The sequence below is a fragment of the Curtobacterium sp. VKM Ac-2922 genome (genome assembly GCF_022815645.1).
In the GTDB taxonomy this organism is placed as follows: Bacteria; Actinomycetota; Actinomycetes; order Actinomycetales; family Microbacteriaceae; genus Curtobacterium.
In genome coordinates this window covers 31,543-55,234 of sequence record NZ_JALGRO010000009.1, presented here as the reverse complement: position 1 = coordinate 55,234, position 23,692 = coordinate 31,543, and the positions used below count along the sequence as shown (strand labels likewise).

Sequence of the window (23,692 nt, the reverse complement as noted above, 5' to 3'; positions counted from 1 at the left end):
TCCTACTTGAGAAGGTAAATGACGGCGAAGAGGCCGATCCAGACCACGTCGACGAAGTGCCAGTAGTACGACACGACGATCGCGGTGGTGGCTTCCTTGTGACCGAAGTTCTTGGCAGCGAAGCCGCGGCCCAGGGTCAGGAGGAACGCGATGAGCCCGCCGGTCACGTGGAGTCCGTGGAACCCGGTGGTGAAGTAGAACGCGGAGCCGTAGGCGCTCGAGGAGAGCGTGATGCCCTCGTGCCACAGGTTGGCGTACTCGAAGATCTGGCCGCAGACGAACAGTGCGCCCATGCAGTACGTGACGAAGAACCACTCCGTCATGCCCCAGTCGGTCGGCTTCCAGCTGGTGCGGTGCACCTGGAACCGCTCGGCAGCGAAGACCGCGAACTGGCAAGCGAAGCTGGACAGCACCAGCACGATCGTGTTGACCGACGCGAAGGGCACTTCGAGGTGGGACGTCTCGGTCGCCCAGAGCTCGGGGGAGGTGCTGCGCAGCGTGAAGTAGATCGCGAACAGGCCAGCGAAGAACATGACCTCGCTGCCGAGCCACACGATCGTCCCCACGGCAACGGGGTTCGGCCTGTTGAGGACCGTACCGCTGGCTGGTCTGGAGAGAGGGGTGCTTGTCACAACGTCCATTATGGCCGAAACCACCGACAGTGTTTTGCCAGCCAACTGGCGGGTCGTTCGAAAACACTACGATCGAGGTCATGTCCGACCTCCTGACCTGGCCCGCCGTCATCAGCGCCCTCATGGCGCGCGAGGACCTGTCGATCAGGCAGTCCACATGGGCCATGGAGGAGATCGTCCGCGGACAGGCCACGCAGGCGCAGATCGCGGCCTTCGCGGTGGCCCTCCGCGCCAAGGGCGAGACCGTCGACGAGGTGGTCGGCTTCCGCGACGCCATCCTCGACGCCGCCGTCCCGCTGGACGTCGACCCGATGGCGCTCGACATCGTCGGCACGGGCGGGGACGTCGTCGGCACGGTCAACGTCTCGACGATGGCCGCGATCGTGATCGCCGCAGCCGGTGTGCCCGTCGTCAAGCACGGCAACCGCGCGAGCTCGTCGAAGTCCGGTTCGAGCGACGTGCTCGCCGCGCTCGGGCTCGACCTGTCGATGGACGCGACGCGTGTTGCGGACACCTTCCGGCGCGTCGGACTGACCTTCGCCTTCGCCAGCGCGTTCCACCCCGGGTTCGCCCACGCCGCTCCGGTGCGCCGTGAGATCGGGGTGCCGACCGTGTTCAACTTCCTCGGCCCGCTCGTCAACCCCGCGCGGTGCGAAGCGAACGCGGTCGGCGTCGCCCAGCTCGAGCTGGTGCCGATCATCACCGGCGTGTTCCAGACCCGCGGCGCGACGGCCCTGGTGTTCCGCGGCGACGACGGCCTCGACGAGCTGACCACCACGGGTCACAGCCACATCTGGGAGGTCACCGGCGGCCGCGTCACCGAGCACGACCTCGACCCGCGCGACCTCGGCATCGCCCGCGCCGTGACCTCGGACCTGCTGGGCGGTGAGCCGGCCGAGAACGCCGCGATCGTCCGTCGGGTGCTCGCCGGCGAGACCGGCCCCGTCCGCGACATCGTGCTGCTCAACGCGGCAGCCGGCCTGGTGTCCTTCCGCCTGGCCGAGGACCCGGCCGAGTGGGACCGGCCGATCCTGCAGCGCTTCCGCGAACAGCTCACGGTGGCCGCCCAGGCCATCGACTCCGGCGCGGCCGAGCGCAAGCTCGCCGACTGGGTCGGTGCCGCCCCGGCACAGCAGTAGCCGGGCGCGCGGCATGGGCGTTCCCAGGCCAGCAGCAGCAGCACGACCAGGGCGTCCCGAGGGGGTGCACCGGCGACACACCGGAGGCCCGGTGCGGTGCGGTTCAGTGCAGGACTACTGCACGTCCTCGTCGACCCAGTCGAAGGTCTTCGTGACGGCCTTCTTCCACAGGCGCAGCGTGCGCTCGCGCTCGGCGGCGTCGAGCTGCGGCTCCCAGCGACGGTCTTCCTGCCAGTTGGCACGGAGCTCGTCGAGGTTCGCCCAGAAGCCCACTGCCAGACCGGCCGCGTAGGCGGCACCGAGCGCGGTGGTCTCGGCGACGACCGGTCGGACGACCGGCACGTCGAGCATGTCCGCCTGGAACTGCATGAGTGCGTCGTTGGCGGTCATGCCGCCGTCGACCTTGAGCTCGGTCAGGTCCACACCGGAGTCGGCGTTGACGGCGTCCAGGACCTCGCGGGTCTGGAGTGCCGTCGCCTCGAGCGCGGCGCGGGCGATGTGCCCCTTGTTGACGTACCGCGTGAGGCCGACCAGGGCACCACGCGCATCCGGACGCCAGTACGGCGCGAACAGACCCGAGAACGCCGGGACGAAGTAGACGCCACCGTTGTCCTCGACGGTCTTGGCCAGGGCCTCGACCTCCGGGGCGCTGCCGATGATGCCGAGGTTGTCGCGCAGCCACTGGATCAGCGAGCCGGTGACGGCGATCGATCCCTCGAGCGCGTAGTGCGTGTCCTGGTCGCCGAGCTTGTAGCCGACCGTGGTCAGCAGCCCGTTCTCCGAGCGGACGATGTCCGTGCCGGTGTTGAAGATCAGGAAGTTGCCGGTGCCGTACGTGTTCTTCGACTCGCCCTTGTCGAAGGCGGCCTGACCGAACGTCGCGGCCTGCTGGTCGCCGAGGATGCCCGCGATCGGGACCTCGCGCAGCAGGTTCGACGACTCGACGTGGCCGTAGACCTCGGAGGAGCTGACGATCTCGGGGAGCATCGACTTCGGGACACCGAAGTCGGCGAGGATGTCGTCACGCCACTGCAGCGTCTCGAGGTCCATGAACAGGGTGCGCGAGGCGTTCGTGACGTCCGTCTTGTGCACGCCGCCGTCGACGCCACCGGTCAGGTTCCAGAGGACCCAGGTGTCGGTCGTGCCGAAGAGCAGGTCCCCGGCCTCGGCCTTCTCACGGGCACCCTCGACGTTCTCGAGGATCCACATGATCTTCGTGCCGGCGAAGTAGGTCGCCAGGGGCAGGCCGACGATCGCCTTGTAGCGGTCGGTGTCACCGTCGGCGAGCTTGTCGACGATGGACTGCGTGCGGGTGTCCTGCCAGACGATCGCGTTGTAGACCGGCTTGCCCGTGGTCTTGTCCCACACGACCGCGGTCTCGCGCTGGTTGGTGATGCCGACCGCCGCGACGTCGTGGCGGGTGATGTCGGCGCGGGACAGGGCCTGGCCGATGACCTCACGGGTGTTGTCCCAGATCTCGGACGGGTCGTGCTCGACCCAACCGGCACGCGGGAAGATCTGCTCGTGCTCCTTCTGTCCGACCGAGATGATCGAACCGGAGTGGTCGAAGACGATGGCTCGGGTGCTGGTCGTGCCCTGGTCGATGGCGACGATGTAGTCGGCCATGGGTGCTCCTTACGGGTGTTCGGTGCCGGCCGGACCCGACGATGGGTCCGGCCGCCGTTGGCGGGTGGGGGTCAGGCGAGGGGGAGGAGCGCGTACGACAGCCCGGCGGCGATGGCGCCACCGACGAGCGGGCCGACGACGGGGACCCAGGCGTAGGCCCAGTCGCTCGAGCCCTTGCCCTTGATGGGCAGGAAAGCGTGGGCGATGCGCGGGCCGAGGTCACGGGCCGGGTTGATCGCGTAGCCGGTCGGGCCACCGAGGGAGACACCGATCGCGATCACGAGGAAGGCGACGGGGATCGCGCCGAGCTCGGAGGGGGTCTTGCCGTTGGTGAAGGCGATGACGACGAAGACCAGCACGAAGGTGCCGACGATCTCGGTCACCAGGTTCCAGCCGTACGAGCGGATCGCGGGGCCGGTCGAGAACACGCCGAGCTTGGCGGCGGGGTCGGGCTCTTCGTCGAAGTGCTGCTTGTAGGCGAGCCAGACGATGACGGCACCGATGACCGCACCGATGAGCTGGGCGAGCCAGAAGAGGAACATCTCGCCGACGGTGATGTTGCCGAGGATGGCCTGGGCCAGGCTGACGGCCGGGTTGAGCTGACCGCCCGACTTGTACGACACGGTCACACCGGCGAAGACGGCGAAGCCCCAGCCGATCGTGACCATGAGGAAGCCGGCGCCGAAGCCCTTGGACTTCTTGAGGGAGACGGCTGCGACCACACCGCCACCCAGGATGATGAGCATCGCGGTGCCGACGAGCTCGGACAGGAACTTGACGCCGATGTCGTCCATCGGTGACCTCCAGTGCTGTGAGAGGGGGTCCGGGCTGCTCCGGCACTCCCCATCGAGTGATTGGGGCGAGCATACTGCTGGGTTTTCACCCGGGGCGACGGGCACGTGAGCGATCGACGGGAATCTGCACGAACGTGCAAGCGGGGTGTGCGCAGCCCCTCCCTGCGGCCGTCGCGGACGGGATCCGCGGTGCACGAACGTGCATCGCGAGGGAACGCCCGCCCGTTGTAGATTGGCCGCACTCCGGACGACGTCGGCGGTGTGCTGACCTGTTCCGCGTGTGGAGACCCCGTGGAGGCCAGCTCATGAAGAAGCTCATCAACGACCCGCAGGACGTCGTCATCGAGACCGTGCGCGGGTTCGCCGCGGCGCACGCCGGTCACGTCGTGCTGGTCGAGGACCCGATCCACCTGCACCGCACCGACGCCCCGGTGGCGGGCAAGGTCGGCATCGTCAGCGGCGGCGGCAGCGGCCACGAGCCCCTGCACGCCGGGTTCGTCGGCGTCGGCATGCTCGACGCGGCCGTTCCCGGCCCGGTCTTCACCAGTCCGACCCCGGACCCGATCGTCGCGGCGACGAAGGCCGTCGACGGTGGTGCCGGTGTGCTGCACATCGTCAAGAACTACACCGGCGACGTGCTCAACTTCGAGACGGCCGCCGAGCTCGCCGGCATGGACGACGTGCGGGTCGAGACCGTCGTGGTCGACGACGACGTCGCCGTGCAGGACTCGCTGTACACCGCCGGCCGACGCGGGGTCGCGGGCACGGTCGTCGTCGAGAAGTGCGCGGGCGCCGCCGCCGAACGCGGCGACGACCTGGACGCGGTCGCGGCGGTCGCCCGCCACGTCAACGCGGTCACCCGCTCGATGGGCCTGGCGATCGCGCCCGGCACGGTCCCGCACGCGGGCGAACCCTCGTTCACCCTGGCCGACGACGAGGCGGAGCTCGGGATCGGGATCCACGGCGAACCGGGGCGCGAGCGCATCGCGATGGCCCCGGTCGACCAGCTCGTCGACCGCGTGCTCGAGCCGGTGCTGACCGACCTGGACGCCCCGGCCGGCTCGCGCCTGCTGCTGTTCGTCAACGGCATGGGCGGCACGCCCGAGTCCGAGCTCTACATCGTCTACCGGCGCGCCGCCGAGGTCCTGGCGGACCGGGGCTTCGAGGTCGCGCGTAGCTTGGTGGGCGACTACGTCACGTCCCTCGAGATGCAGGGCTTCTCGATCACCGTCACGGTGCTCGACGACGACCTGCTGACGCTCTGGGACGCTCCGGTCGAGACCCCGGCACTGCGCTGGGGCCGCTGAGACCGACACACCGCGCACGAAGGGACACGCATTGGCGCTCGACACCGCATGGGCCATCGACTGGGTACGCCGCACCGCCGCGACGATCGACGAGCACCGGGCCGAGCTCGTCACGCTCGACCGCGAGATCGGCGACGGTGACCACGGCGAGAACCTCGACCGGGGCTTCCGCGCCGTCGTGCAGGCGATCGACGCCGGGTCGTTCGACACCCCGGGAGCGGTCTTCAAGACCGTCGCGACGAAACTCATCTCCACGGTCGGCGGTGCGGCCGGCCCGCTGTTCGGCACCGCGTACCTGAAGGCCGCCCAGGCCGCGGGTGACGCGACCGAGCTGGACGCCGACACGCTCGTCGCCGTGCTGACGGCCGCTCGGGACGGGGTCGTCTCGCGTGGCAAGGCGGCCGTCGGTGACAAGACCATGATCGACGCCTGGACCCCGGCCGTCGACGCTGCGGCCACCGCGGCGGGTGCGGGGGAGTCGCCGGAACGGGTCCTCGCGGCGGCAGCCGACGCCGCGGTCACCGGTGCCGAGTCGACCGAACCGCTCGTCGCCCACAAGGGCCGTGCGAGCTACCTCGGCGAACGCGCCGTCGGCCACCGCGACCCCGGAGCGCAGTCGACCGCGTACATCCTCCGCGCCGCGGTGGACGCGGCGTGACCGTCGGCATCCTGGTCGTCTCGCACAGCGCGGCGATCGCCTCGGGGACCGTCGAACTCGCCCGGCAGATGGCCGCGGACGTCCCGCTCGTGGCCGCGGGTGGCACCGACGACGGCGGCATCGGCACCTCGTTCGACGCGATCACGGCCGGCATCGACGAGCTCGCCAGCGCCGACGCCGTGGTGGTCCTGTGCGACCTCGGCTCGGCGTACCTGACGACCGACACCGCGCTCGACTTCCTCGACGACGACCTGCGGGCACGCGTCCACGTGTCGGACGCCCCGGTCGTCGAAGGCACGGTCGCGGCTGCCGTCGCCGCCCAGACCGGCGGCGACGTGCAGGCGGTGCTGGCCGCCGCGGACACGGCCGCAGCGTCCGAGGCGGACGCGGGGGGAGCCTCCCGTCCGGACCAGACAGCAGGACCTGTGCCGGTGACCGGTACCGCCACCGGTCCCCGCGTGGCCGCGTCCACGACCGTCGAGCTGGTCAACGAGACCGGCCTGCACGCCCGGCCCGCGGCGGAGTTCGTCAAGACGGCCGCTCGCTTCGACGCCGCCGTCCACGTCAACGGTGTCGACGCGAAGAGCCTGCTCGGCATCATGGCGCTGGCACTGCCGAAGGGCGCGACGCTGACGATCGAGGCGACCGGGGACGACGCGCAGGACGCCGTCGACGCCCTGGACGCCCTCGTCCGGTCGGGGTTCGGCGAGCACTAGGCCCGGTCGCGGGCCCCGTCGCGGTGACGGTCAGCGGATGCTGATCGTCGCCGCGACGTCGACGTCCGAGGGGCCCCCGACGGCGCCGGCCGTGGCGAACAACACCGCACCGAACACCGCGCTCCAGAACGTGCGTGCGTCGCGGGGGATCCCGTGCTCGCTCGTCCAGTCGTGCTCGGCGACGACCCGCTCGAGGTAGCGCTCGGACTGCCGGAACAGCACCGCCAGCAGCGTGCCGGTGCGCTCACGCAGTGCGTCGTCGTCCTGCGCGGTCCCGAGGGCGGCGACCAGCAGTCCGGTCGACGGCATCGCGAGGGCCGTGCGGGCCAGGACCTGGCGGAAGGCCTCGGGCGAGGACGCGCGGCGCCCCGCAGCCTGCAGCCGCGTCGTGTCGCGGAGGAACCGGACGAAGGCCGCGTCGACCACCAGCCGGTCCTTCGACCCGAAGTGGTGCGTGATCTGGTTCGGGTACACGCCCGCTGCCCGTGCAACGTCACCGACGGTCATCGCGCGGACACCCCGGTCTGCCAGCAGGTCGGCGGCCGCAGCCAGGATGCGCGCCCGGGTGGCCTGACCTCGTGTGCTTGCCATCCCCGAATTGTACGTGGTACAACTCAATTTGTGCAGCATACAAATCAGGACCGCGACGACATCGTCATCACCGGCCTCGGCGCCGTGTCACCCTTCGGCCACGGCGTCGACCCGCTGTGGGACGCGCTGGTCGCCGGCCGGTCCGGCGTGCACGAGCTCGACCGCCCGGGGGACCTCTGGGCGTCGGTGCCGATCCGGGTCGGGGCGGACGCAGCGCTCGACGCCGATGCGGCGCTCGGACGGGTGCGAGCGCAGCGCCTCGACCGCAGCCAACAGCTCGCGCTCGTCGCCTCGGGCGAGGCCTGGGCGGACGCGGGGCGTCCCGACGTCGACCCGGAGCGGTTGGCCGTCGTGCTGGGCACCGGGATCGGCGGGATCGAGACGCTGCTGGACGCGCACGACGAGCTCGGGCGCAACGGCGCCCGCCGGGTCTCCCCGCGGGCGGTGCCGATGCTCATGGCGAACGGCGCCGCGGCGCAGGTCAGCATCGAGCTCGACGCCCGCGCCGGTGCGTACACGACCGTGTCGGCGTGCGCGTCGGGGGCCGAGGCCATCGCCATGGCGGCGCGGCTGATCCGCACGGGCGAGGCCGACGTCGTGGTGGCCGGCGGGACCGAGGCCGCGGTGACCCCCGTGACGATGGCGTCCTTCGCGCAGTCGCAGGCACTCGCGAAGCCGAACGGCGACGACCCGACGACGCTGTCCCGCCCGTTCGACCGCGACCGCCGTGGCTTCGTGCTCGGGGAAGGTGCCGGCATCGTGGTGCTCGAGCGTGCGTCCCACGCCCGGGCCCGCGGCGCCCGGGTCCACGCCGTGCTGGCGGGATGGGGCATCACCGCGGACGCGTTCCACATCACCGCACCGCGGGCGGACGGCTCCGGGCAGGAGCGCGCGATGACCCAGGCGCTGCGCATGGGTGGGCTGACCGGCAGCGACGTCGACCACGTCGATGCCCACGCCACCGGCACCCCGGTCGGCGACGCGAGCGAGGCGGCGGCGATCGCCCGGGTCGTCGGGCGCGGTGCCGTCGTCACGGCGCCGAAGAGCGCGATCGGGCACATGTTCGGCGCGGCCGGTGCGGTCGAGACGATCCTGACCGTCCGGTCCCTCGAGACCGGGATCGTGCCACCGACGCGCAACCTGCAGCACCAGGACCCGGCGGTCGACCTCGACGTGGTGTCCGGCACCGCCAGGACCCTGCCGATTCGGGCGGCGCTCAACAACGCGTTCGGGTTCGGCGGGCAGAACGCGTCGCTGCTGCTCACCCGGGCGTGAGCTGCTGCAGTCCCGTCACGCGCAGCAGGTCGAGTCGTGCGGCCGACTCCGACCCGGGCACCACGGTGTAGACGACGATGCGCAGGTCGCCGCCGGTCACGGTCAGTGTGTCGCAGTCGACCTCGATGCCGCCGACCGGCGTCCGGACGGTCTTGCGGCTCGCCCGGTGCTCGGCCACCCGGGCGACGGCCCAGCGCCGCTCGAACTCCGGCGACTCCCGACGCAGCCGTGCCACCAGGTCGGCCAGGGCCCGGTCGCCGGGGTAGCGGCCGAACGCCAGGCGCAGGTCGGCCACCAGGTCACCGGAGAACTCCTCGTGGTGGTCGTCGTCGTACTCGACGCCCTCGTGGCCGGCCGTGAAGTACCGCCACACCAGGTTGCGGTCGAGGCCGACCAGCCGCGCGGGGTCGCCGTTCATCGCGGCCCACAGCTCGTTCCACAGCAGGATCTCATGGGTCGCCGTGAACACCGCCAGCGGCACGTCGCCGAGTCGGTCGATCAACCGCTGCACGCCCGGGGTGATGTGCCGCGGCACGACACCACGCGACGGCGGAGCGGCATCGGCGACGCGGAACAGGTGGTCACGCTCCTCGGTGGTCAGGCGCAGCGCGGTCGCCAGCGCACCGAGCAGCTGGGGCGACGGGTTGACCGAGCGGCCCTGCTCGAGCCGCACGACGTAGTCGACGCTGACACCGGCGAGCGCCGCGAGCTCTTCGCGACGCAGACCCGGCGTCCGTCGACCGGGGCCGGCGGGCAGCCCCACCGCCTCGGGGGTGACGCGGTCGCGCCAGGCGCGCAGCACGGTCGCGAACTCGTCCATGCGACCATCCTGCCGCCCGACAGCGGATGTCGGGTGGTACTCCGGGTCCCACCGTCGACGGGCACCTGGGAGCGGCGGGTCTGACGGGGCATGGTGGGCACATGACCACGACACTCATCACCGGAGCCAACCGCAGCCTGGGGCTCGAGACCACCCGCCGCCTGATCGAGGCCGGCCACACCGTGTACGCCGGCATGCGTGACACCGCGAACGGCGACGAGGCCCGGGCCCTCGGCGCGCACGTCGTCCAGCTCGACGTGACCGACCAGGACAGCATCGACGCCGCGGTCGCGTCGCTGCCGTCGCTCGACGTCCTCGTCAACAACGCCGGCGTACTCGGCACCTCGTTCGGCGTCGACGACCTGGACGCCGCCGCGATGGCGTCGGTGCTCGACACGAACGTCACCGGGATCGTGCGCGTCACGCAGGCGGCGCTGCCCGTGCTGCGTGCGTCGTCCGCACCGGTGATCGTCAACGTCGCGTCCGGGGTCGGGTTCGCCCGGTGGCTCACCACGCCGGGGCACGACGAGTTCGCCGTGCCGTCGATCCCGTACGCCGCGTCGAAGGCCGCGGTGATCGTCCTGACCGTGCAGTACGCGAAGAACCTGCCGAGCTTCCGCATCAACGCGAGCGACCCCGGGTACACCGCGACCGAGTTCAACGGCTTCGGTGGACACCAGACCGTGACCGAGGGCACCGATGCCACCGTCGCGCTCGCGACGCTGGTGGCCGACGGCCCGACCGGTGAGCTGCACGACCGGAACGGCCGGGTCGCGTACTGACGTCGGGGCGGACGGGAGGCGCGGTGCTGGCCGGCACCGAGCCTCCCGTCCGGTGGGGCGTGCGTCGGTGACGCTGTCGGTTCCGCGGTGAGTCGGGGCTGGGTCGGTGCCCGCGTCAGTCCTCGTCGGGCGCGCGACGGCGGCGCGACGCGGCGATGACCACGACCGTTGCCAGCAGCACGAGTGCGCCGCCGCCGGCCCACAGCGCCGGGGCGACCGGAACCGGGGTGTCGTCGTCGGCGGTCGGCTCCGCGGTGGCCTCGATCGTCACGTCCGTCTCGGTCGCAGTGGAGCCGGGTCCGGCCGACGCGCTCGGCGTGCTCGTCGGCGCCGCTTCCGGCAGCGCGACCGTGAAGCCGAGCTGCCCCGTGATCGGGTGCCCGTCGGGGGAGACGTACCGCCACAGCACCGTGTAGGCACCGTTGTCGGGGGTGACGGCCTTCGACATCGTCGTGCCGTCGACCAGTACCTCGCCGGTGGAGACGTCCTGTCCGGCGGCGTCGCGCACCTCGATGCGCAGACCGGCGTCGAGGCCGGTGAGCGGCGCCTCGGAGAACGTCAGGTCGACGCGGTCGATCGGCTCGGTGAGGGTCTGACCGTCGGCCGGGGTGCTGGCGATGAGGGCGGAGTGCGCGTCGGCACGATCGGCGACGACCAGGCTGGTGAGTGCGACGACGATCGCCACGACGGACATCCGGACGCTGCGGCGGACCGCGGTGGGGGACATGCTCCGATCCTAGTTCGGCGTGCTGGTCGGTGCCGCCGACCCGGCTGGGGCGGGCCGCGCTTCGGTGGCAGGATGAGCGGATGCGCGCAGTCAGCTACTCCGAGTTCGGTGCCACTCCCGAGGTCGTCGAGATGGACCGTCCCGTGTGCGACGCCGACGGCGTGGTCGTCCGCGTCGCCGCCACGGGCGTGTGCCGGAGCGACTGGCACGCCTGGCGCGGACACGACGACTCGGTCCACCTGCCGCACGTGCCGGGGCACGAGTTCGCCGGCACCGTCATCGCCACCGGCGACGCGGTCCGTGCGCACGCCGTGGGGGACCGGGTCACCGCGCCGTTCGTCTTCGCCTGCGGCACCTGCGACCAGTGCCGGTCCGGTGCCACCCAGGTGTGCACCAACCAGCAGCAGCCGGGGTTCACGCTATCCGGGTCCTTCGCCGAGGAGCTCGTCGTGCCGCACGCCGACGTGAACCTCGTCACGCTGCCCGATGCGGTGCCGTTCGTCGACGCCGCCGGGCTCGGCTGCCGTTTCGGCACCGCCTACCACGCGCTGCACGCCCGGGGTCGGGTAGCAGCGGGGGAGCACGTCGTCGTGGTCGGGTGCGGGGGCGTCGGACTGTCGGCGATCATCGTCGCCGTCGCAGCCGGCGCACACGTGATCGCGGTCGACGTCTCACCCGGAGCCCTCGAGCGCGCCCGGGCCCTCGGCGCCACCACGGTCGCGTCCGGGCCGGACGCCGTCGACCAGGTCCGGCGGCTGACCGACGGGGGAGCGCATGTCTCCGTCGACGCCTTCGGCAGCCGGGCGACCTCGGTCACCGCCGTGGCGACGCTCCGCCCTCGTGGACGGCACGTGCAGGTCGGACTGCTGCTCGACGACGAGGCAGCCCCGGCGATCCCGATGGGCCGGGTCATCGGCGAGGAACTCGAACTGCTCGGCAGCCACGGCATCTCCGTGGGGGAGTACGCCGCCATGCTCGACGACATCGTCGCCGGACGGCTGCGGCTCGACGCCACGATCGGGCAGACGATCACCTTCGACGAGCTGCCCGCGGCGCTGGCGGCGATGGACCGTCCCGCCACGTCGGCCGGCATGACCGTCGCCGTGCTGGACGCCCGGTGACACCGTGCGCCGGGTGACACCGTGACACGGACCCGCGTCGAACTCGGCCGCCGCGAGGACCTGGGCGCCGACTGCGCGAACTGCTTCGGTCTGTGCTGCGTCGCGCTGGCGTTCGCGAAGTCGGCGGACTTCCCGTTCGACAAGGACGCGGGCGAGCCCTGCACGAACCTCGACGACCAGGACGGCTGCCGCATCCACCCGCACCTGCGCGACCGGGGGTTCGCCGGGTGCACGGTGTTCGACTGCTTCGGCGCCGGACAGAAGGTGTCGCGCTCGACCTTCGCCGAGCGGTCGTGGCGCGACGACCCGGCAACCCGCACCGCCATGTTCGCGGTGTTCCCGGTCGTGCGACGGCTGCACGAGCTGCTGTGGTACCTCGACGAGGCGATCCGGCTGGTGTCGGGGTCGCGTGACCCGGCACCGTGGACGTCGGCGTTCGACCGGGTACGGGCGCTGAGCGATGCGGATCCGGAGACGCTGACGGCGCTCGACGTCGATGCGGAGTACGACGCGGCGCGGGCGCTGCTGGTCGAGGCGAGCGAGATCGCGCGGTCGGGTGCGGTCCGTGGTGGGTCTACAGCTGTGCGGGCCCAGGGGAGCCGGGTGCGTGGTCCTGGCAGCGACCTGGCGGGAGCCGCCCTGCGCGGCGCTGACCTGCGCGGCCAGTCGCTCCGCGGCAGCATCGCCATCGGCGCAGACCTGCGCGATGCGCAGCTGGGTCGGTGCGACGTGCTCGGCGTGGACCTGCGCGGGGCCGACCTGTCCGGCGCGGATCTGGTGGGCGCGGTCTACCTGACGCAGCCGCAGGTCAACAGCGCCCGGGGGGACACGCGCACGCGGTTGCCCGAGGGGTTCGCGCGGCCGTCGCACTGGACGGAAGACTGAAGGCGCGCCGACGATGCCACACCACGAACGACCGAGTGCGTTCGCACCGTACGCCCTGGGGGTGCTGCTCTCCACGATCGGCGGAGCCGCCCTGTTGGTGAACGCCATCGGAGGGTACGCCGACGACCCCGGTGGATCGCGCACGTCACTCGTCCTGTTGGTCGCGGCCCCGTGCGCGCTCGCGGTGTTCGGGTTCCTGAGCGCGGTTCCCCACCGTCGTCGGCGACGGAGGCTCGAGGCCATGTTCCCGGAGAGTCTCATCGTCGACGTCATCGTGCTGCCCACGACCCGGGCCACGTTGCAGCTCGACGACGAACTCCGACGGAGCTACACCGCGAGCTTGGTGTTCGCGGCAGGAGGGTTCACCGTGTGGAAACGCGGGACGTTCGGTGTTCGCCGATGCGGCGAGGTCACCCACCAGCTGCGGGACGTCGGGATCGGCACCGCCACGGTGTCGTCGGTCACGGTTGCCGCGCTGACCGGCACACTCGATGGTGGGGCTCCGCTGCAGCTGCCGTTGCTGAGCCCCCGGAGTCCGTTCACCATGGCCGCAGGCAGTGCCTTCGTCGACCGGGTGGTCCGGGCGATCTCGAAGACGACATGATCGGATCTGGGGGAGGGAGCGACCGTCACGCATGTCTGCGGGTGAGCGCCAGTGTGCTCCCTCGTTGAGTGGCGGCCACGGAGACGCTGCTGCGCGGATCGTTCGGCTTGTGGGGATCGCGGATGGAGGGGAGGTTCGGGATTGTCCGGGTGGTGCAACGCCGCGAAGGGGGACTCGCCACGCTCTGCCGCTACCCGCCGGCACCGTGATGAGGTCCGACTGCCTGGGAGCTGACCGGACACGATGGTGGTTCTGATCGCGACGATGACCGGGACATGACCCGATTCCATAGGTGGGCGTTCGAACGACTCAGTGCACGGAGCCAGGTGGGTGTTCGCGTTCATGGCGGGCGAGGTTGCGGATGGAGAGCACAAGGCTGGTGAATGCCCCCGAGAGGGCGGCTATCGCGGCCGTGATCACTGTCGCTGCGAGGTTGTCGGTCACGCTGACCGCGAGGCCGAGCACCCCGGCGCCTGTGATCCCGACCGCGCCAACGAACTGCGGCGCGTAGTGCAGGTCCTCCTGACTGAATCCACGACAGACCCCGGCGGTGAAGAGGGCACCGCCGACGGCGAGTCCCACGGCAAGGATCCGGACTGCGACAACGAGAGCCTTGGAGGAGAGTGTCCCGTCCTCGGCCATGTTCTGGACCAGCTGGATCATCATGAGAGCGCACGCGCTGAGAACAACGACAGCGGCATCGGCACGGAGCGCGCGGAACACAGCTGGCAGTGCAACCAACGGGAACCGCCGATTGAGGACAGTACGCACCGCGAACGCGATGAACACGATCAGGCCGCAGACGCCAACGAGTGCTGGTGCGATCGCCGCGAGGCTGTTGCGTCCGATGGTGATGGGTTCGCCGTCCTGTCGGTCCAAGCTCAGGATGCCGGGTGGGGTGCGTACCGCGAGGAAGGTGACCGTGACGGTGGCGGCGGCCCAGGTAGCCGCGCCCACCCACGGGTACGTGTACCGGGGCCGCCGCGTGTTCATGGTGTGCAGAGCGCAGCGCTGAGCGTGCTGCTGATGCAGACGGACAGGCTCACTGTGCTGATGACGATGGTCGGGGTGGAGTTCACCCCGTCGCGGCTGGGATTGCCGCCCCGGAGGGCTTGCAGATCGAGCATGTGCTTCATCAGTCGAGCTCCTAGCAGAGAGAAGGGACAGGCTGCTGCCACACACCGCGACGCTGACGGTGCTGAAGCGGGGTTCAGCACCTGTGGTGGTCGGCGTAGTGCCGTGTCGTAGCCAACATCTCACCGGATACGTTTCACGTCAAGAGGAGTTCAGGAAGAATCTCAGTCCAGTGGTACTCACCGCTGCATCAGGCGATCGACGGGTGTCTCGCAACGCGGTCGATTCAGGTCAGCCGCGGCAGTGTCAGCTGGTTTGGCGGAGACTCAGATGAGCGTGAGCTGACATAATATGCATTATCGGCGCACACGTCGATCCGGCCAGCGCGGCTCGTCGGTGCTTGTCGGTGCTTGTCGGTGCTCGAACAACGAGAAGCACGCGACACCGTGGATGATCGTGGTGCCGGGTGCTCCCGGTTGTGCGAACGCGTGGTTCAGGCGTCCGAGGTCGGGACGTCGTCCGCGTCGATCTCGAGCGCTGCGTCTTCGCGTCTGGATTCCTCCACCGCGTCGGTGTCGGTGTCGGGCTGCTCGGGAGCGTCGCTCTGGGTGGTCTCTTCCGAAGGGTCTGGCTGGCTGTACGTCATGCGCGGGACGCTACGCGCGCGGTCCTGGGACCGATGACGGGCTGGAGGCTCGGCGTCGGTCGTGCGCGGAGCCTCCGGTCCGGCGGTCTGACCGGTCCGCGGCGGCCGGTCGGCTCCGTCCGTGCGCTCGCGTCGCGGCGTCCGCTGGCTTCGCACCCCGCAGCGGACATCGCGCCCCGGCGCGCCGGTGCGCGATGTCCGCCCGTGGGTGCGACGCGCGCCTGCCGGTGGTCAGGCGCCGACGTAGGCGGCCAGGTGCTGCCCAGTGAGCGTCGACCGGGCCGCGACGAGCTCGGCGGGCGTGCCCTCGAAGACGATCCGGCCGCCGTCGTGGCCGGCACCCGGGCCCAGGTCGATGATCCGGTCGGCGTGGGCCATCACGGCCTGGTGGTGCTCGATCACGATGACGCTCTTGCCGGCATCGACGAGTCGGTCGAGCAGCGCGAGCAGCTGTGCGACGTCGGCCAGGTGCAGGCCGGTCGTCGGTTCGTCGAGCACGATGACGCCCCCGGGTTCGCCCAGGTGCGTCGCGAGCTTGAGGCGCTGCCGTTCACCACCGGACAGCGTCGTCAGGGGCTGACCGATCGTCAGGTACCCGAGTCCGACGTCGACCAGACGCTGCAGGATCGCGTGGGCGGCCGGGATGCGCGACTCCCCTGCGGCGAAGAACTGTTCGGCCTCGGCGACCGGCATGGCCAGGACCTGGCTGATGTCCTTGCCACCCAGTCGGTACTCGAGCACGGACGCATCGAAGCGCTTGCCGTCGCACTCCGCACACGTGGTGGAGATCCCGGCCATCATGCCGAGGTCGACGTAGATCACCCCGGCGCCGTTGCAGACCGGGCAGGCCCCCTCGGAGTTTGCGCTGAACAGTGCGGGCTTGACGCCGTTGGCCTTGGCGAAGGCCTTGCGGATCGGCTCGAGCAGCCCGGTGTAGGTCGCGGGGTTGCTGCGCCGCGAGCCCTTGATCCCGCTCTGGTCGATCGCGACGACATCGTCCCGCGGCGACAGCGAACCGTGGATCAACGTGCTCTTGCCGGACCCGGCGACGCCCGTCACCACGGTCAGCACGCCGAGCGGGACGTCGACGTCCACCACGTGCAGGTTGTGCCGGTCGGCACCGCGGATCTCGATCACGCCGGTGGGAGTCCTGACCGAGGCCTTGACGGCGACGCGGTCGTCGAGGTGGACGCCCGTGACGGTCCCGCTCCCCCGCAGCCCGTCGACGGAGCCCTGGTAGCAGAGCGTTCCACCGCCGGTGCCGGCACCAGGACCGAGGTCGACGACGTGGTCGGCGATCGCGATGACCTCGGGCTTGTGTTCCACCACCAGGACGGTGTTGCCCTTGTCCCGCAGGCGCAGCAGCAGGCGGTTCATCCGCTCGATGTCGTGCGGGTGGAGACCGGTGCTCGGTTCGTCGAACACGTAGGTGACGTCGCTCAGGGCCGATCCGAGGTGCTTGACCATCTTGACGCGCTGCCCTTCGCCCCCGGAGAGCGTGCCGGTCGGACGGTCGAGCGACAGGTAACCGAGGCCGATCTCGACGAACGAGTCGACCGCGTCACGGAGTCCGTCCAGCAACGGCCGGACCGAGGGTTCGTCCAGTGCGTGCAACCACGTGGCGAGGTCGGTGACCTGCATCGCGCTGACGTCGGCGATGCTCTTGCCCGCGATCTTCGACGAGCGCGCGACGTCGTTCAACCGCGTGCCGTCGCAGTCCGAACAGGTGGTGAACGCCACAGCACGGTCGACGAACGCCCGGATGTGTGGCTGCATCGCGCCGCGGTCCTTCTGCAGGAACGAGCGCCGGACCCGGAGCACGAGCCCTTCGTAGGTCATGTTGATGCCGGCGATCTTCTGTCTGACCGGTTCGTGGTACAGGAAGTCCTGCAGCTCCTGCGGCGTGAAGTCGCGGATCGGCTTGTCACGGTCGAAGTACCCGGACTCGGCGTACAGCCGGACGTTCCACCCGTCGGTGCCGTACCCGGGGATCGTGAGGGCTCCGTCGGACAGGGCCCGGCTGTCGTCGAAGAGCTGGGTCAGGTCGATGTCCGACACGCTCCCCCGGCCTTCGCACCGCGCGCACATCCCGCCCAGGCGACTGAACGAGACCTTCTCGGCCTTGGCGTCGAGACCGCGCTGCACGGTGATCGCGCCACCGGCGGTGACCGTCGCCAGGTTGAACGAGAACGCGTTCGGCCCGCCGATGTGCGGCTGCCCCAGACGACTGAACAGCACCCGGAGCATCGCGCTGGCGTCCGTGACCGTCCCCACGGTGGACCGCGGGTCGGCGCCGATGCGTTCTTGGTCGACGACGATCGCCGTCGTCAGGCCGTCCAGCACGTCGACGTCCGGGCGTCCGACCGACGGCATGAAGCCCTGCAGGAAGGCACTGTAGGTCTCGTTGATCATGCGCTGTGACTCGGCAGCGACGGTCGCGAAGACCAGCGAGCTCTTGCCGGAACCGGAGACCCCGGTGAAGACGGTCAACCGGCGCTTCGGCAGGTCGACGTCGACGTCCCGCAGGTTGTTCTCACGCGCACCCCGGACGCGGATGCGGTCGTGGCTGTCAGCAGCCGGGGCCTGGGGTGTGTCCATGCGATCAGGCTACCGACGGGTACCGACCCGGCAGAAGACCCGGACACGACCTGTGGAGAACGGCCATACTGACCCGCATGGCACTCCGCTGGTACTCGATCGTCGTCGACAGCCACGACCCGCACGCGCTCGCGCGGTGGTGGGCCGAGACCCTCGCCTGGCCCGTCGTGTTCGAGGCCGAGGACGAAGTGGTCATCGCTCCCCCGGGCTCCGAGCAGCTCGAGGGCACGGTCCCCCGCGAACAGCTGCCCCAGGGCTGGGTGTTCGTCCCGGTTCCCGAGGACAAGACCGTCAAGAACCGACTGCACATCGACCTGGCTCCGGCGCCGGACGACGACCACCAGGGGCAGGTCGACACCCTCCTCGTCCGTGGCGCGACCCTGGCCGACGTCGGTCAGGCGGATGCACCGTGGGTGGTGCTCGCCGACCCCGAGGGCAACGAGTTCTGCGTCCTCACTCCACGGGAGTGACGCCGACCCCTTCGCCCGCGCCAGCCCGACGCACCAGGTCGGGCAGCTCGGCGGGCTCGAACGGCTGGTCGGTGGTGTCGAGTTCGTCCGCGGTCCACCACCGCCAAGCGTGGATGTCGACCCGCTCGTCGTCGGTCCACTCGTCGTCGGACATCGTGAACCCCGGCGTGCGGACGACGTAGAACTCGGAGTGCCCACGGTCGTGGTCCGCCTGGTCCCAGGTGACGTCGAAGTCCCACGACCACACCGGCTCACCGGGGTCGGTGATGACGATGCCCGTCTCCTCGCGGAGTTCGCGGACCGCGGCTTCCCGGTGGGTCTCCCCCGGGTCGACGCCGCCGCCCGGCGTGATCCAGCGGTGGAACCCGTCGCTCGACGGTGCGTTCGTGTCCATCAGGAACACACGACCCCGGGGGTCGAGCAGCAGGATTCGGGAGGTTCGGCGCAGGCCGGGCTTGGCGGTCACCGGCCCGACGCTACCGCGCGGGTCAGGACTGCGTGAAGCCCGAGACGTCCCCCACCAGCCGGGTGTGGTCGGACGGGATCGGCTCGACAGCGGCCAGGGCGATCTCGGCCGCGAACTCGGACACGCTGTACAGCTTGCCCACCTCTTGCCGACGCCCCTCGATCGCGCCCGGGTTCAGGCGGTTCAGGAGCGTCGCGGTGATCGTGCCCTCGATCATGTCGCCGGAGACGACGACGAACTCGATGCCGGCTGCTTCGAGCTGCGGGACGAGCTCGCGGAGGGCCAGTTCCCCGGCACGCTTGCTCTTGGCGACGGGGAGGTACTCGTCCATCGTCTGGGCGGTCTCGACGAAGTGGGCCTGGTGGCTCGTGACGAACACGACACGCGAGCCCGCCGCCATGTGCGGCACGGCCGTCTGCAGCATGTCGACCTGCGCGTCGCGGTTCAGCCGGAGCGCGTAGTCGTCGCCCATACCCGACTCCATGCCGCCCGAGGCGTTGAGGACCAGCAGGTCGATGCCGCCCCAGGCCCCGACGACCGCATCGACCATGGCCTGCACCGAGGCGCGGTCGGTCAGGTCAGCGCCGACGGCCAGCGCGTCCCCACCGGCAGCGACGATGCCCTCGGCGATCTGCTCGGCGCGACGGGCCTTGTTGCGGTAGTTGACGACGACCTTCGCGCCGGCCTCGGCCAGGTACCCGACCGTGTCGGCCCCGATCCCGCGCGAGGACCCGGTGACGAGGGCGCGCTTGCCTGCGAGTGCTCCGGCTGCGAGGGGGTTGCTCACGGTGTCCTCCTGTGGTTCGGGCCCGCTCGTCGGGCCCGGACGAGCCTACCAATCCCCCGGAACGGCCCGATCCGCAGCCCGATGTCGGTCGTCATCAGATATGTTGAACGGACTTGAACCGGTCGAGCGCGAAGCCGCGCCGCCGAACGCGTCCGAGGGAGGGAGGACCGCGTGAACATCACCGAATGGGTCCAGGCACTCGTCTGGATCGCCCTGGTGCTGGTGCTGGGGGTCGTCGAGGTCTTCACACTCGACTTCATCTTCATCATGCTGGCCGCCGGAGCCGCAGGCGGGCTCATCGCCGCACTGATCGGGGCACCGTGGTGGCTGTCCGCCATCATCGCCGCGGTGTTGGCGCTCGTGCTGCTCGCCCTGGTGCGACCGCGCGTGCTGCAGGCACTCGGCCGCAACGCCGACCCGCACCGCACCGGCGTCGAGGGACTGGTCGGCATGCCCGGCACGGTCGCCGTCGCCTTCACCCCGTCGTCGCCCGGCCAGGTCCGCCTGGCCAACGGCGAGACGTGGAGCGCGCGCATCGACGCCGCAGCACCCGAACGCACACCCGCGCTCGGCACCCATGTCGTCGTCGAGTCCATCGAGGGCTCGACCGCCGTCGTCCGCATCCAACAGAAGGCAGCTCCATGACCCTCGCACCCGGGACGATCGTGCTCCTCGTACTGATCGTCGTCATCGTCATCTTCGTGATCACCGTCCTCGCCAAGGCGATCCGCATCGTCCCGCAGGCGACCGCGGGCGTCGTGGAACGGCTCGGCAAGTACCACAAGACCCTCTCCCCCGGGCTGAACCTGCTGGTGCCGTTCATCGACCGTCTGCGGCCGCTGCTCGACATGCGCGAGCAGGTCGTCTCGTTCCCGCCCCAGCCGGTGATCACCGAGGACAACCTGGTGGTCTCGATCGACACCGTCGTCTACTTCCAGGTCACCGACGCCCGCGCCGCGACCTACGAGATCGCGAACTACCTCGGCGCCGTCGAGCAGCTCACCACGACGACGCTCCGCAACGTGGTCGGTGGCCTGAACCTCGAAGAGGCGCTGACCAGCCGCGACAACATCAACGGCCAGCTGCGTGTCGTCCTCGACGAGGCGACGGGCAAGTGGGGCATCCGGGTCGGGCGCGTCGAGCTCAAGGCGATCGAGCCGCCCGTGTCGATCGTCGACGCCATGGAGCAGCAGCTGCGTGCCGAGCGCAACCGTCGTGCCGCGATCCTGCAGGCCGAGGGCACGAAGCAGTCGCAGATCCTCGAGGCCGAAGGGCAGCGACAGGCCTCGATCCTGGCGGCCGAGGGTGACGCCAAGGCCCAGGTGCTCCGCGCCGAGGGTGAAGCCCAGGCCATCGCGACCGTGTTCGAGGCGATCCACACCGGTGACCCCGACGAGAAGCTGCTGTCGTACCAGTACCTGCAGACGCTCCCGAAGATCGCCGAGGGCTCGTCGAACAAGCTCTGGATGATCCCGAGCGAGTTCACCGAGGCGCTGTCCGGCATCGCGAAGGGCTTCACGGCGACACGCTCGGGCGGAGCCACGGGCGGCCCGAGCGCCGGCGGTGGCGCCGACTTCCTCGAGAAGATCTCCAAGCTCGCCAACGAGAGCCTCGCCACCACCGCGGCGACCGCGGCGACGACCTCCGCGGGCCGTCCGTCCGCTGATGCCACCGCGGCCGACATCGTGCCGGACTCCGCGCTCGACGAGCGCCTGGCGGAGTCGAACCGCAGCGTCGAGGAGAAACTGGCCGCTGCGGCCGACGCCACCCGCCGCCAGCTTCGTGACGACGAGCGCCAGCGCGATGACGAGCGCCAGCGCGACGGCGAGCAGACGTCGCCGCAGCACGAGCAGTAGCTCCGCCCCCGCACGGCACGTTGAAGGCCCGCTCCCCCGATGGGGAGCGGGCCTTCGTGTTCGTCGGTCTGCTAGGCGCCGCGACGGGCACGCAGGAACGCCAAGCGCTCCTGCAGCAGTTCCTCGAGCTCTTCACGTGAGCGACGCTCGAGCAGCATGTCCCAGTGGGTGCGGGGTGCCTTGACGTCCTCTGCCGCGACCTCGACGGGGACTCCGTCGTCGCCGAGCAGTCGGCCCTCGCGCCCGCTGCGCGGGTCGTTCCAGCTCTGCGGGACCTCGGCGTCGGCCGAGAAGACCACGTCGAACGTCTCGCCGGACTCGTCCTGGTAGACCGCACGCTTGCGGTCAGAGAGCTCGACGCCCTCTTCGCTCTGGAGGCTCTGACTCCCGAGCCGCATGCCGCGGAGACTCCGATCAGCCATGGTGGACTCCTCTCAGTCGTTCACCCCTTGCAACACTGTCCCACGCGCTGCCGTTCCGACACCGGCGCATTCACAGTCCCTTCCCAGTGCCGCGCCGGACGCACACACCGTGATGCGACGACCGTGCAGCACGCGGTGGGTCGACCCGGGGTCAAGAGCGGCGGCCTCGACGCCCCCAGGGTGCGCAGGCCAGCAGCACGAGCAGCCCGCCGAGCGACAACACCAGCGCGATGAGCCCGGAGGCCACGGTCGCCGGGGTCGTCGACGTCCCGAGGGGCACGTCGGTCACCATGGACGTCGCGGTGTACTCCGGCACCCGGTCGATCGTCCGACCGCTGGGGTCGATGACCTGCGAGGCGCCGACGGTGGAGATGTTGACCAGTGATCGCCCGGTCTCGATCGCTCGCATCCGCGCGATCTCGAGCTGCTGCAGGTTCTCGTCGGTACCGGAGAAGTCCGCGTTGTTCGTCTGCGCGAGGATCACCTGCGCTCCCCCGCGCGCCATGTCGCGGGTCAGCCCGTCGTCGACGATGTCGAAACAGATCGCGATGCCGGCGCGGATGCCCGCGACCGGCAGCACGTTCGGCTTGGTCCCCGGCGTGTAGTCGCGCTGCAGCAGACCGATCAGCGACGGCGCGAGCTTGGAGAAGAACCAGCGGTCGGGCACGTACTCCCCGAAGGGCACCGGCCGCTTCTTGTCGTACGAGGCCTGCCACCCGTCGGCGGTCCACACGAAGGACGTGTTGTGCAGCACTCCCGACGGGGTCTGCGTGATGGCACCGGCGACCAGGGGCGCATCGACCGACCGGACGACGCTGTCGAGAGCGGTCGCGATGACGGGTTGCACACGCGGGTCGAACTCCGCCGAGGCCTCGGGCCACACGACCAGGTCGACGTCCTTCGCGTCGACGTCGGTCGCGGCGACCTGCGACTGCAGGACCTCGCCGGGTTGCGCGCGGTCGAAGTAGCCGGCCGGACCGTTGCCCTGCACGGACTCGATGCGGATCGTGCCCTGCGTCGCGGTCGGCCAGGCGGGCACCGCCAGCACGGCGGCGACGAGCAGGCCCGCCGTCGCGACGCGCATCGGCAGCCGGATCCCGCCGACGAGTGCGAGCGACACGACCACGGCGACGCAGTAGACGACGACGAACGACAGCCCGAGCACGCCCACGTACGCGGCCAGGTGCGCGAACGGGCTGTCGGACTGCGACAACCCGACCCGCCCCCAGGCGAAGCCGCCGTAGGGCCAGCTGCCCGAGAACCACTCACGTCCGGTCCACAGGGCGGCGATCACGGCCGGGAGGCCCCACACCCGTCCGGCGGTCGAGGGCACGACCCGCGCGACCCACCGGTACGCGAGCGCGATGACGACAGTGCCGAGCGCGAACATCGCCGCTTCGAACAGCGCCAGTGCCAGCCACGGGACGGGGCCCAGGTAGCGGCCGGCCCACGAGATGGCCGGCACCCAGAACGCGACACCGCCGAGGTACCCGATCCATGCTGCACGCCGCCAGCCCTGTCCCATGGCGGCCAGCAGCAGACACGCGACCGCTGGGTAGGCCAGGAACCACCAGCCGGGTGACGGGAAGGACAGCGCGAACAGGATCCCGCCGACCACCGCGAGCGGGAGCGCCTGGGCGACCGGCAGCGCCGAGAAGGGGCCGCGCGGACGCGCGGCAGTGTCGAGGACCTGCAC

At 70.7% G+C, this 23,692-nt stretch carries 26 protein-coding genes; 12 read left to right on the top strand and 14 right to left on the bottom strand.

The genetic code is table 11. The features are described from left to right. Window positions 1–2 precede the first annotated feature (2 nt). Window positions 3–641 (bottom strand): heme-copper oxidase subunit III, encoded by a 639-nt coding sequence (locus MT346_RS11685; protein WP_243563249.1) that lies wholly within the window; start codon window positions 639–641, stop codon window positions 3–5. Window positions 642–712: 71 nt separating this feature from the next. Between MT346_RS11685 and trpD the strand changes: the two genes are divergently transcribed. Then, complete coding sequence (trpD, locus tag MT346_RS11680; RefSeq protein ID WP_243563248.1) at window positions 713–1,771, top strand: anthranilate phosphoribosyltransferase; 1,059 nt, start codon at window positions 713–715, stop codon at window positions 1,769–1,771. A gap of 114 nt (window positions 1,772–1,885) precedes the next feature. On the opposite strand, the gene glpK is transcribed toward trpD, so the two are convergent. Continuing rightward, entirely contained in the window at window positions 1,886–3,397 is a 1,512-nt protein-coding gene (glpK, locus tag MT346_RS11675; RefSeq protein ID WP_243563247.1) for a glycerol kinase GlpK, read from the bottom strand. Between the two features lie 71 nt (window positions 3,398–3,468). Next, window positions 3,469–4,191, bottom strand: a complete 723-nt coding sequence (locus MT346_RS11670) for an MIP/aquaporin family protein (protein WP_243563246.1) — start codon at window positions 4,189–4,191, stop codon at window positions 3,469–3,471. A 305-nt stretch (window positions 4,192–4,496) separates the two neighbouring features. On the opposite strand from MT346_RS11670, the gene dhaK reads away from it, so the two are divergent. The 3 genes from dhaK to dhaM are packed head-to-tail and all read left to right on the top strand — an operon-like array spanning window position 4,497 to window position 6,872. Continuing rightward, a complete protein-coding gene (gene dhaK, locus MT346_RS11665) occupies window positions 4,497–5,498 on the top strand; it encodes a dihydroxyacetone kinase subunit DhaK (protein ID WP_243563245.1) in 1,002 nt (333 codons plus the stop codon). 31 nt (window positions 5,499–5,529) lie between these two features. Further along, on the top strand, window positions 5,530–6,156 hold the full coding sequence (gene dhaL, locus MT346_RS11660; protein WP_243563244.1) for a dihydroxyacetone kinase subunit DhaL: 627 nt from the start codon (window positions 5,530–5,532) through the stop codon (window positions 6,154–6,156). Further along, window positions 6,153–6,872, top strand: coding sequence for a dihydroxyacetone kinase phosphoryl donor subunit DhaM (gene dhaM, locus MT346_RS11655; protein WP_243563243.1), 720 nt, complete (start codon window positions 6,153–6,155; stop codon window positions 6,870–6,872). Before dhaL ends, dhaM begins: the two co-directional genes overlap by 4 nt. A gap of 30 nt (window positions 6,873–6,902) precedes the next feature. Here dhaM and MT346_RS11650 read toward each other — a convergent pair whose 3' ends face one another. Next, complete coding sequence (locus tag MT346_RS11650) at window positions 6,903–7,463, bottom strand: TetR/AcrR family transcriptional regulator C-terminal domain-containing protein (protein WP_243563242.1); 561 nt, start codon at window positions 7,461–7,463, stop codon at window positions 6,903–6,905. Window positions 7,464–7,493: 30 nt separating this feature from the next. On the opposite strand from MT346_RS11650, the gene MT346_RS11645 reads away from it, so the two are divergent. Continuing rightward, entirely contained in the window at window positions 7,494–8,738 is a 1,245-nt protein-coding gene (locus MT346_RS11645; protein WP_243563241.1) for a beta-ketoacyl synthase, read from the top strand. Here the strand turns inward: MT346_RS11645 and MT346_RS11640 are convergent. Then, window positions 8,725–9,558, bottom strand: a complete 834-nt coding sequence (locus MT346_RS11640; protein ID WP_243563240.1) for a helix-turn-helix domain-containing protein — start codon at window positions 9,556–9,558, stop codon at window positions 8,725–8,727. The two genes, MT346_RS11645 and MT346_RS11640, sit on opposite strands and share 14 nt — an antisense overlap. Window positions 9,559–9,659: 101 nt before the next feature. On the opposite strand from MT346_RS11640, the gene MT346_RS11635 reads away from it, so the two are divergent. Further along, window positions 9,660–10,340: an SDR family NAD(P)-dependent oxidoreductase gene (locus MT346_RS11635; protein WP_243563239.1), complete on the top strand. Its 681-nt coding sequence runs from the start codon at window positions 9,660–9,662 to the stop codon at window positions 10,338–10,340. Window positions 10,341–10,455: 115 nt separating this feature from the next. Here MT346_RS11635 and MT346_RS11630 read toward each other — a convergent pair whose 3' ends face one another. Continuing rightward, window positions 10,456–11,067: a copper resistance CopC family protein gene (locus tag MT346_RS11630; RefSeq protein WP_243563238.1), complete on the bottom strand. Its 612-nt coding sequence runs from the start codon at window positions 11,065–11,067 to the stop codon at window positions 10,456–10,458. A gap of 80 nt (window positions 11,068–11,147) precedes the next feature. On the opposite strand from MT346_RS11630, the gene MT346_RS11625 reads away from it, so the two are divergent. From MT346_RS11625 to MT346_RS11615, 3 genes are read left to right on the top strand one after another with little or no spacing between them, the layout of a single operon-like run. After that, window positions 11,148–12,188, top strand: coding sequence for an alcohol dehydrogenase catalytic domain-containing protein (locus MT346_RS11625; RefSeq protein ID WP_243563237.1), 1,041 nt, complete (start codon window positions 11,148–11,150; stop codon window positions 12,186–12,188). Between the two features lie 21 nt (window positions 12,189–12,209). After that, complete coding sequence (locus MT346_RS11620) at window positions 12,210–13,073, top strand: pentapeptide repeat-containing protein (RefSeq protein WP_243563236.1); 864 nt, start codon at window positions 12,210–12,212, stop codon at window positions 13,071–13,073. 13 nt (window positions 13,074–13,086) lie between these two features. After that, window positions 13,087–13,677 (top strand): hypothetical protein, encoded by a 591-nt coding sequence (locus MT346_RS11615; RefSeq protein ID WP_243563235.1) that lies wholly within the window; start codon window positions 13,087–13,089, stop codon window positions 13,675–13,677. Between the two features lie 309 nt (window positions 13,678–13,986). On the opposite strand, the gene MT346_RS11610 is transcribed toward MT346_RS11615, so the two are convergent. The 4 genes from MT346_RS11610 to MT346_RS11595 all read right to left on the bottom strand — a co-directional run bounded on the left by MT346_RS11610 (window position 13,987) and on the right by MT346_RS11595 (window position 17,995). Beyond that, the gene (locus MT346_RS11610) at window positions 13,987–14,670 is read right to left on the bottom strand and encodes a hypothetical protein (protein ID WP_243563234.1); all 684 of its coding nucleotides are present in this window, start codon (window positions 14,668–14,670) and stop codon (window positions 13,987–13,989) included. Further along, the gene (locus MT346_RS11605) at window positions 14,667–14,813 is read right to left on the bottom strand and encodes a SapB/AmfS family lanthipeptide (protein WP_243563233.1); all 147 of its coding nucleotides are present in this window, start codon (window positions 14,811–14,813) and stop codon (window positions 14,667–14,669) included. The genes MT346_RS11610 and MT346_RS11605 overlap by 4 nt, the downstream gene beginning before the upstream one ends. Before the next feature lie 431 nt (window positions 14,814–15,244). Then, window positions 15,245–15,397 carry a hypothetical protein gene (locus tag MT346_RS11600; protein WP_243563232.1) on the bottom strand — a complete coding sequence of 51 codons (153 nt, stop codon included), beginning with the start codon at window positions 15,395–15,397 and terminating at the stop codon, window positions 15,245–15,247. A 231-nt stretch (window positions 15,398–15,628) separates the two neighbouring features. Beyond that, complete coding sequence (locus MT346_RS11595) at window positions 15,629–17,995, bottom strand: excinuclease ABC subunit UvrA (protein WP_243563231.1); 2,367 nt, start codon at window positions 17,993–17,995, stop codon at window positions 15,629–15,631. Between the two features lie 77 nt (window positions 17,996–18,072). Here MT346_RS11595 and MT346_RS11590 point away from each other — a divergent pair, with 77 nt between their 5' ends. Next, complete coding sequence (locus tag MT346_RS11590) at window positions 18,073–18,465, top strand: VOC family protein (protein ID WP_243563230.1); 393 nt, start codon at window positions 18,073–18,075, stop codon at window positions 18,463–18,465. On the opposite strand, the gene MT346_RS11585 is transcribed toward MT346_RS11590, so the two are convergent. After that, the gene (locus MT346_RS11585) at window positions 18,449–18,931 is read right to left on the bottom strand and encodes an NUDIX hydrolase (RefSeq protein ID WP_243563229.1); all 483 of its coding nucleotides are present in this window, start codon (window positions 18,929–18,931) and stop codon (window positions 18,449–18,451) included. The two genes, MT346_RS11590 and MT346_RS11585, sit on opposite strands and share 17 nt — an antisense overlap. Window positions 18,932–18,953: 22 nt before the next feature. Further along, window positions 18,954–19,718 carry an SDR family oxidoreductase gene (locus MT346_RS11580; protein ID WP_243563228.1) on the bottom strand — a complete coding sequence of 255 codons (765 nt, stop codon included), beginning with the start codon at window positions 19,716–19,718 and terminating at the stop codon, window positions 18,954–18,956. A gap of 171 nt (window positions 19,719–19,889) precedes the next feature. On the opposite strand from MT346_RS11580, the gene MT346_RS11575 reads away from it, so the two are divergent. Both MT346_RS11575 and MT346_RS11570 read left to right on the top strand, forming a co-directional pair. Further along, window positions 19,890–20,363 (top strand): NfeD family protein, encoded by a 474-nt coding sequence (locus tag MT346_RS11575; RefSeq protein WP_243563227.1) that lies wholly within the window; start codon window positions 19,890–19,892, stop codon window positions 20,361–20,363. Then, a complete protein-coding gene (locus tag MT346_RS11570) occupies window positions 20,360–21,574 on the top strand; it encodes an SPFH domain-containing protein (protein ID WP_243563226.1) in 1,215 nt (404 codons plus the stop codon). The genes MT346_RS11575 and MT346_RS11570 overlap by 4 nt, the downstream gene beginning before the upstream one ends. Before the next feature lie 71 nt (window positions 21,575–21,645). Here the strand turns inward: MT346_RS11570 and MT346_RS11565 are convergent, their stop codons facing one another. Continuing rightward, the gene (locus MT346_RS11565; RefSeq protein ID WP_071300770.1) at window positions 21,646–21,996 is read right to left on the bottom strand and encodes an RNA polymerase-binding protein RbpA; all 351 of its coding nucleotides are present in this window, start codon (window positions 21,994–21,996) and stop codon (window positions 21,646–21,648) included. A 151-nt stretch (window positions 21,997–22,147) separates the two neighbouring features. Then, entirely contained in the window at window positions 22,148–23,692 is a 1,545-nt protein-coding gene (gene lnt / locus MT346_RS11560) for an apolipoprotein N-acyltransferase (protein ID WP_243563225.1), read from the bottom strand.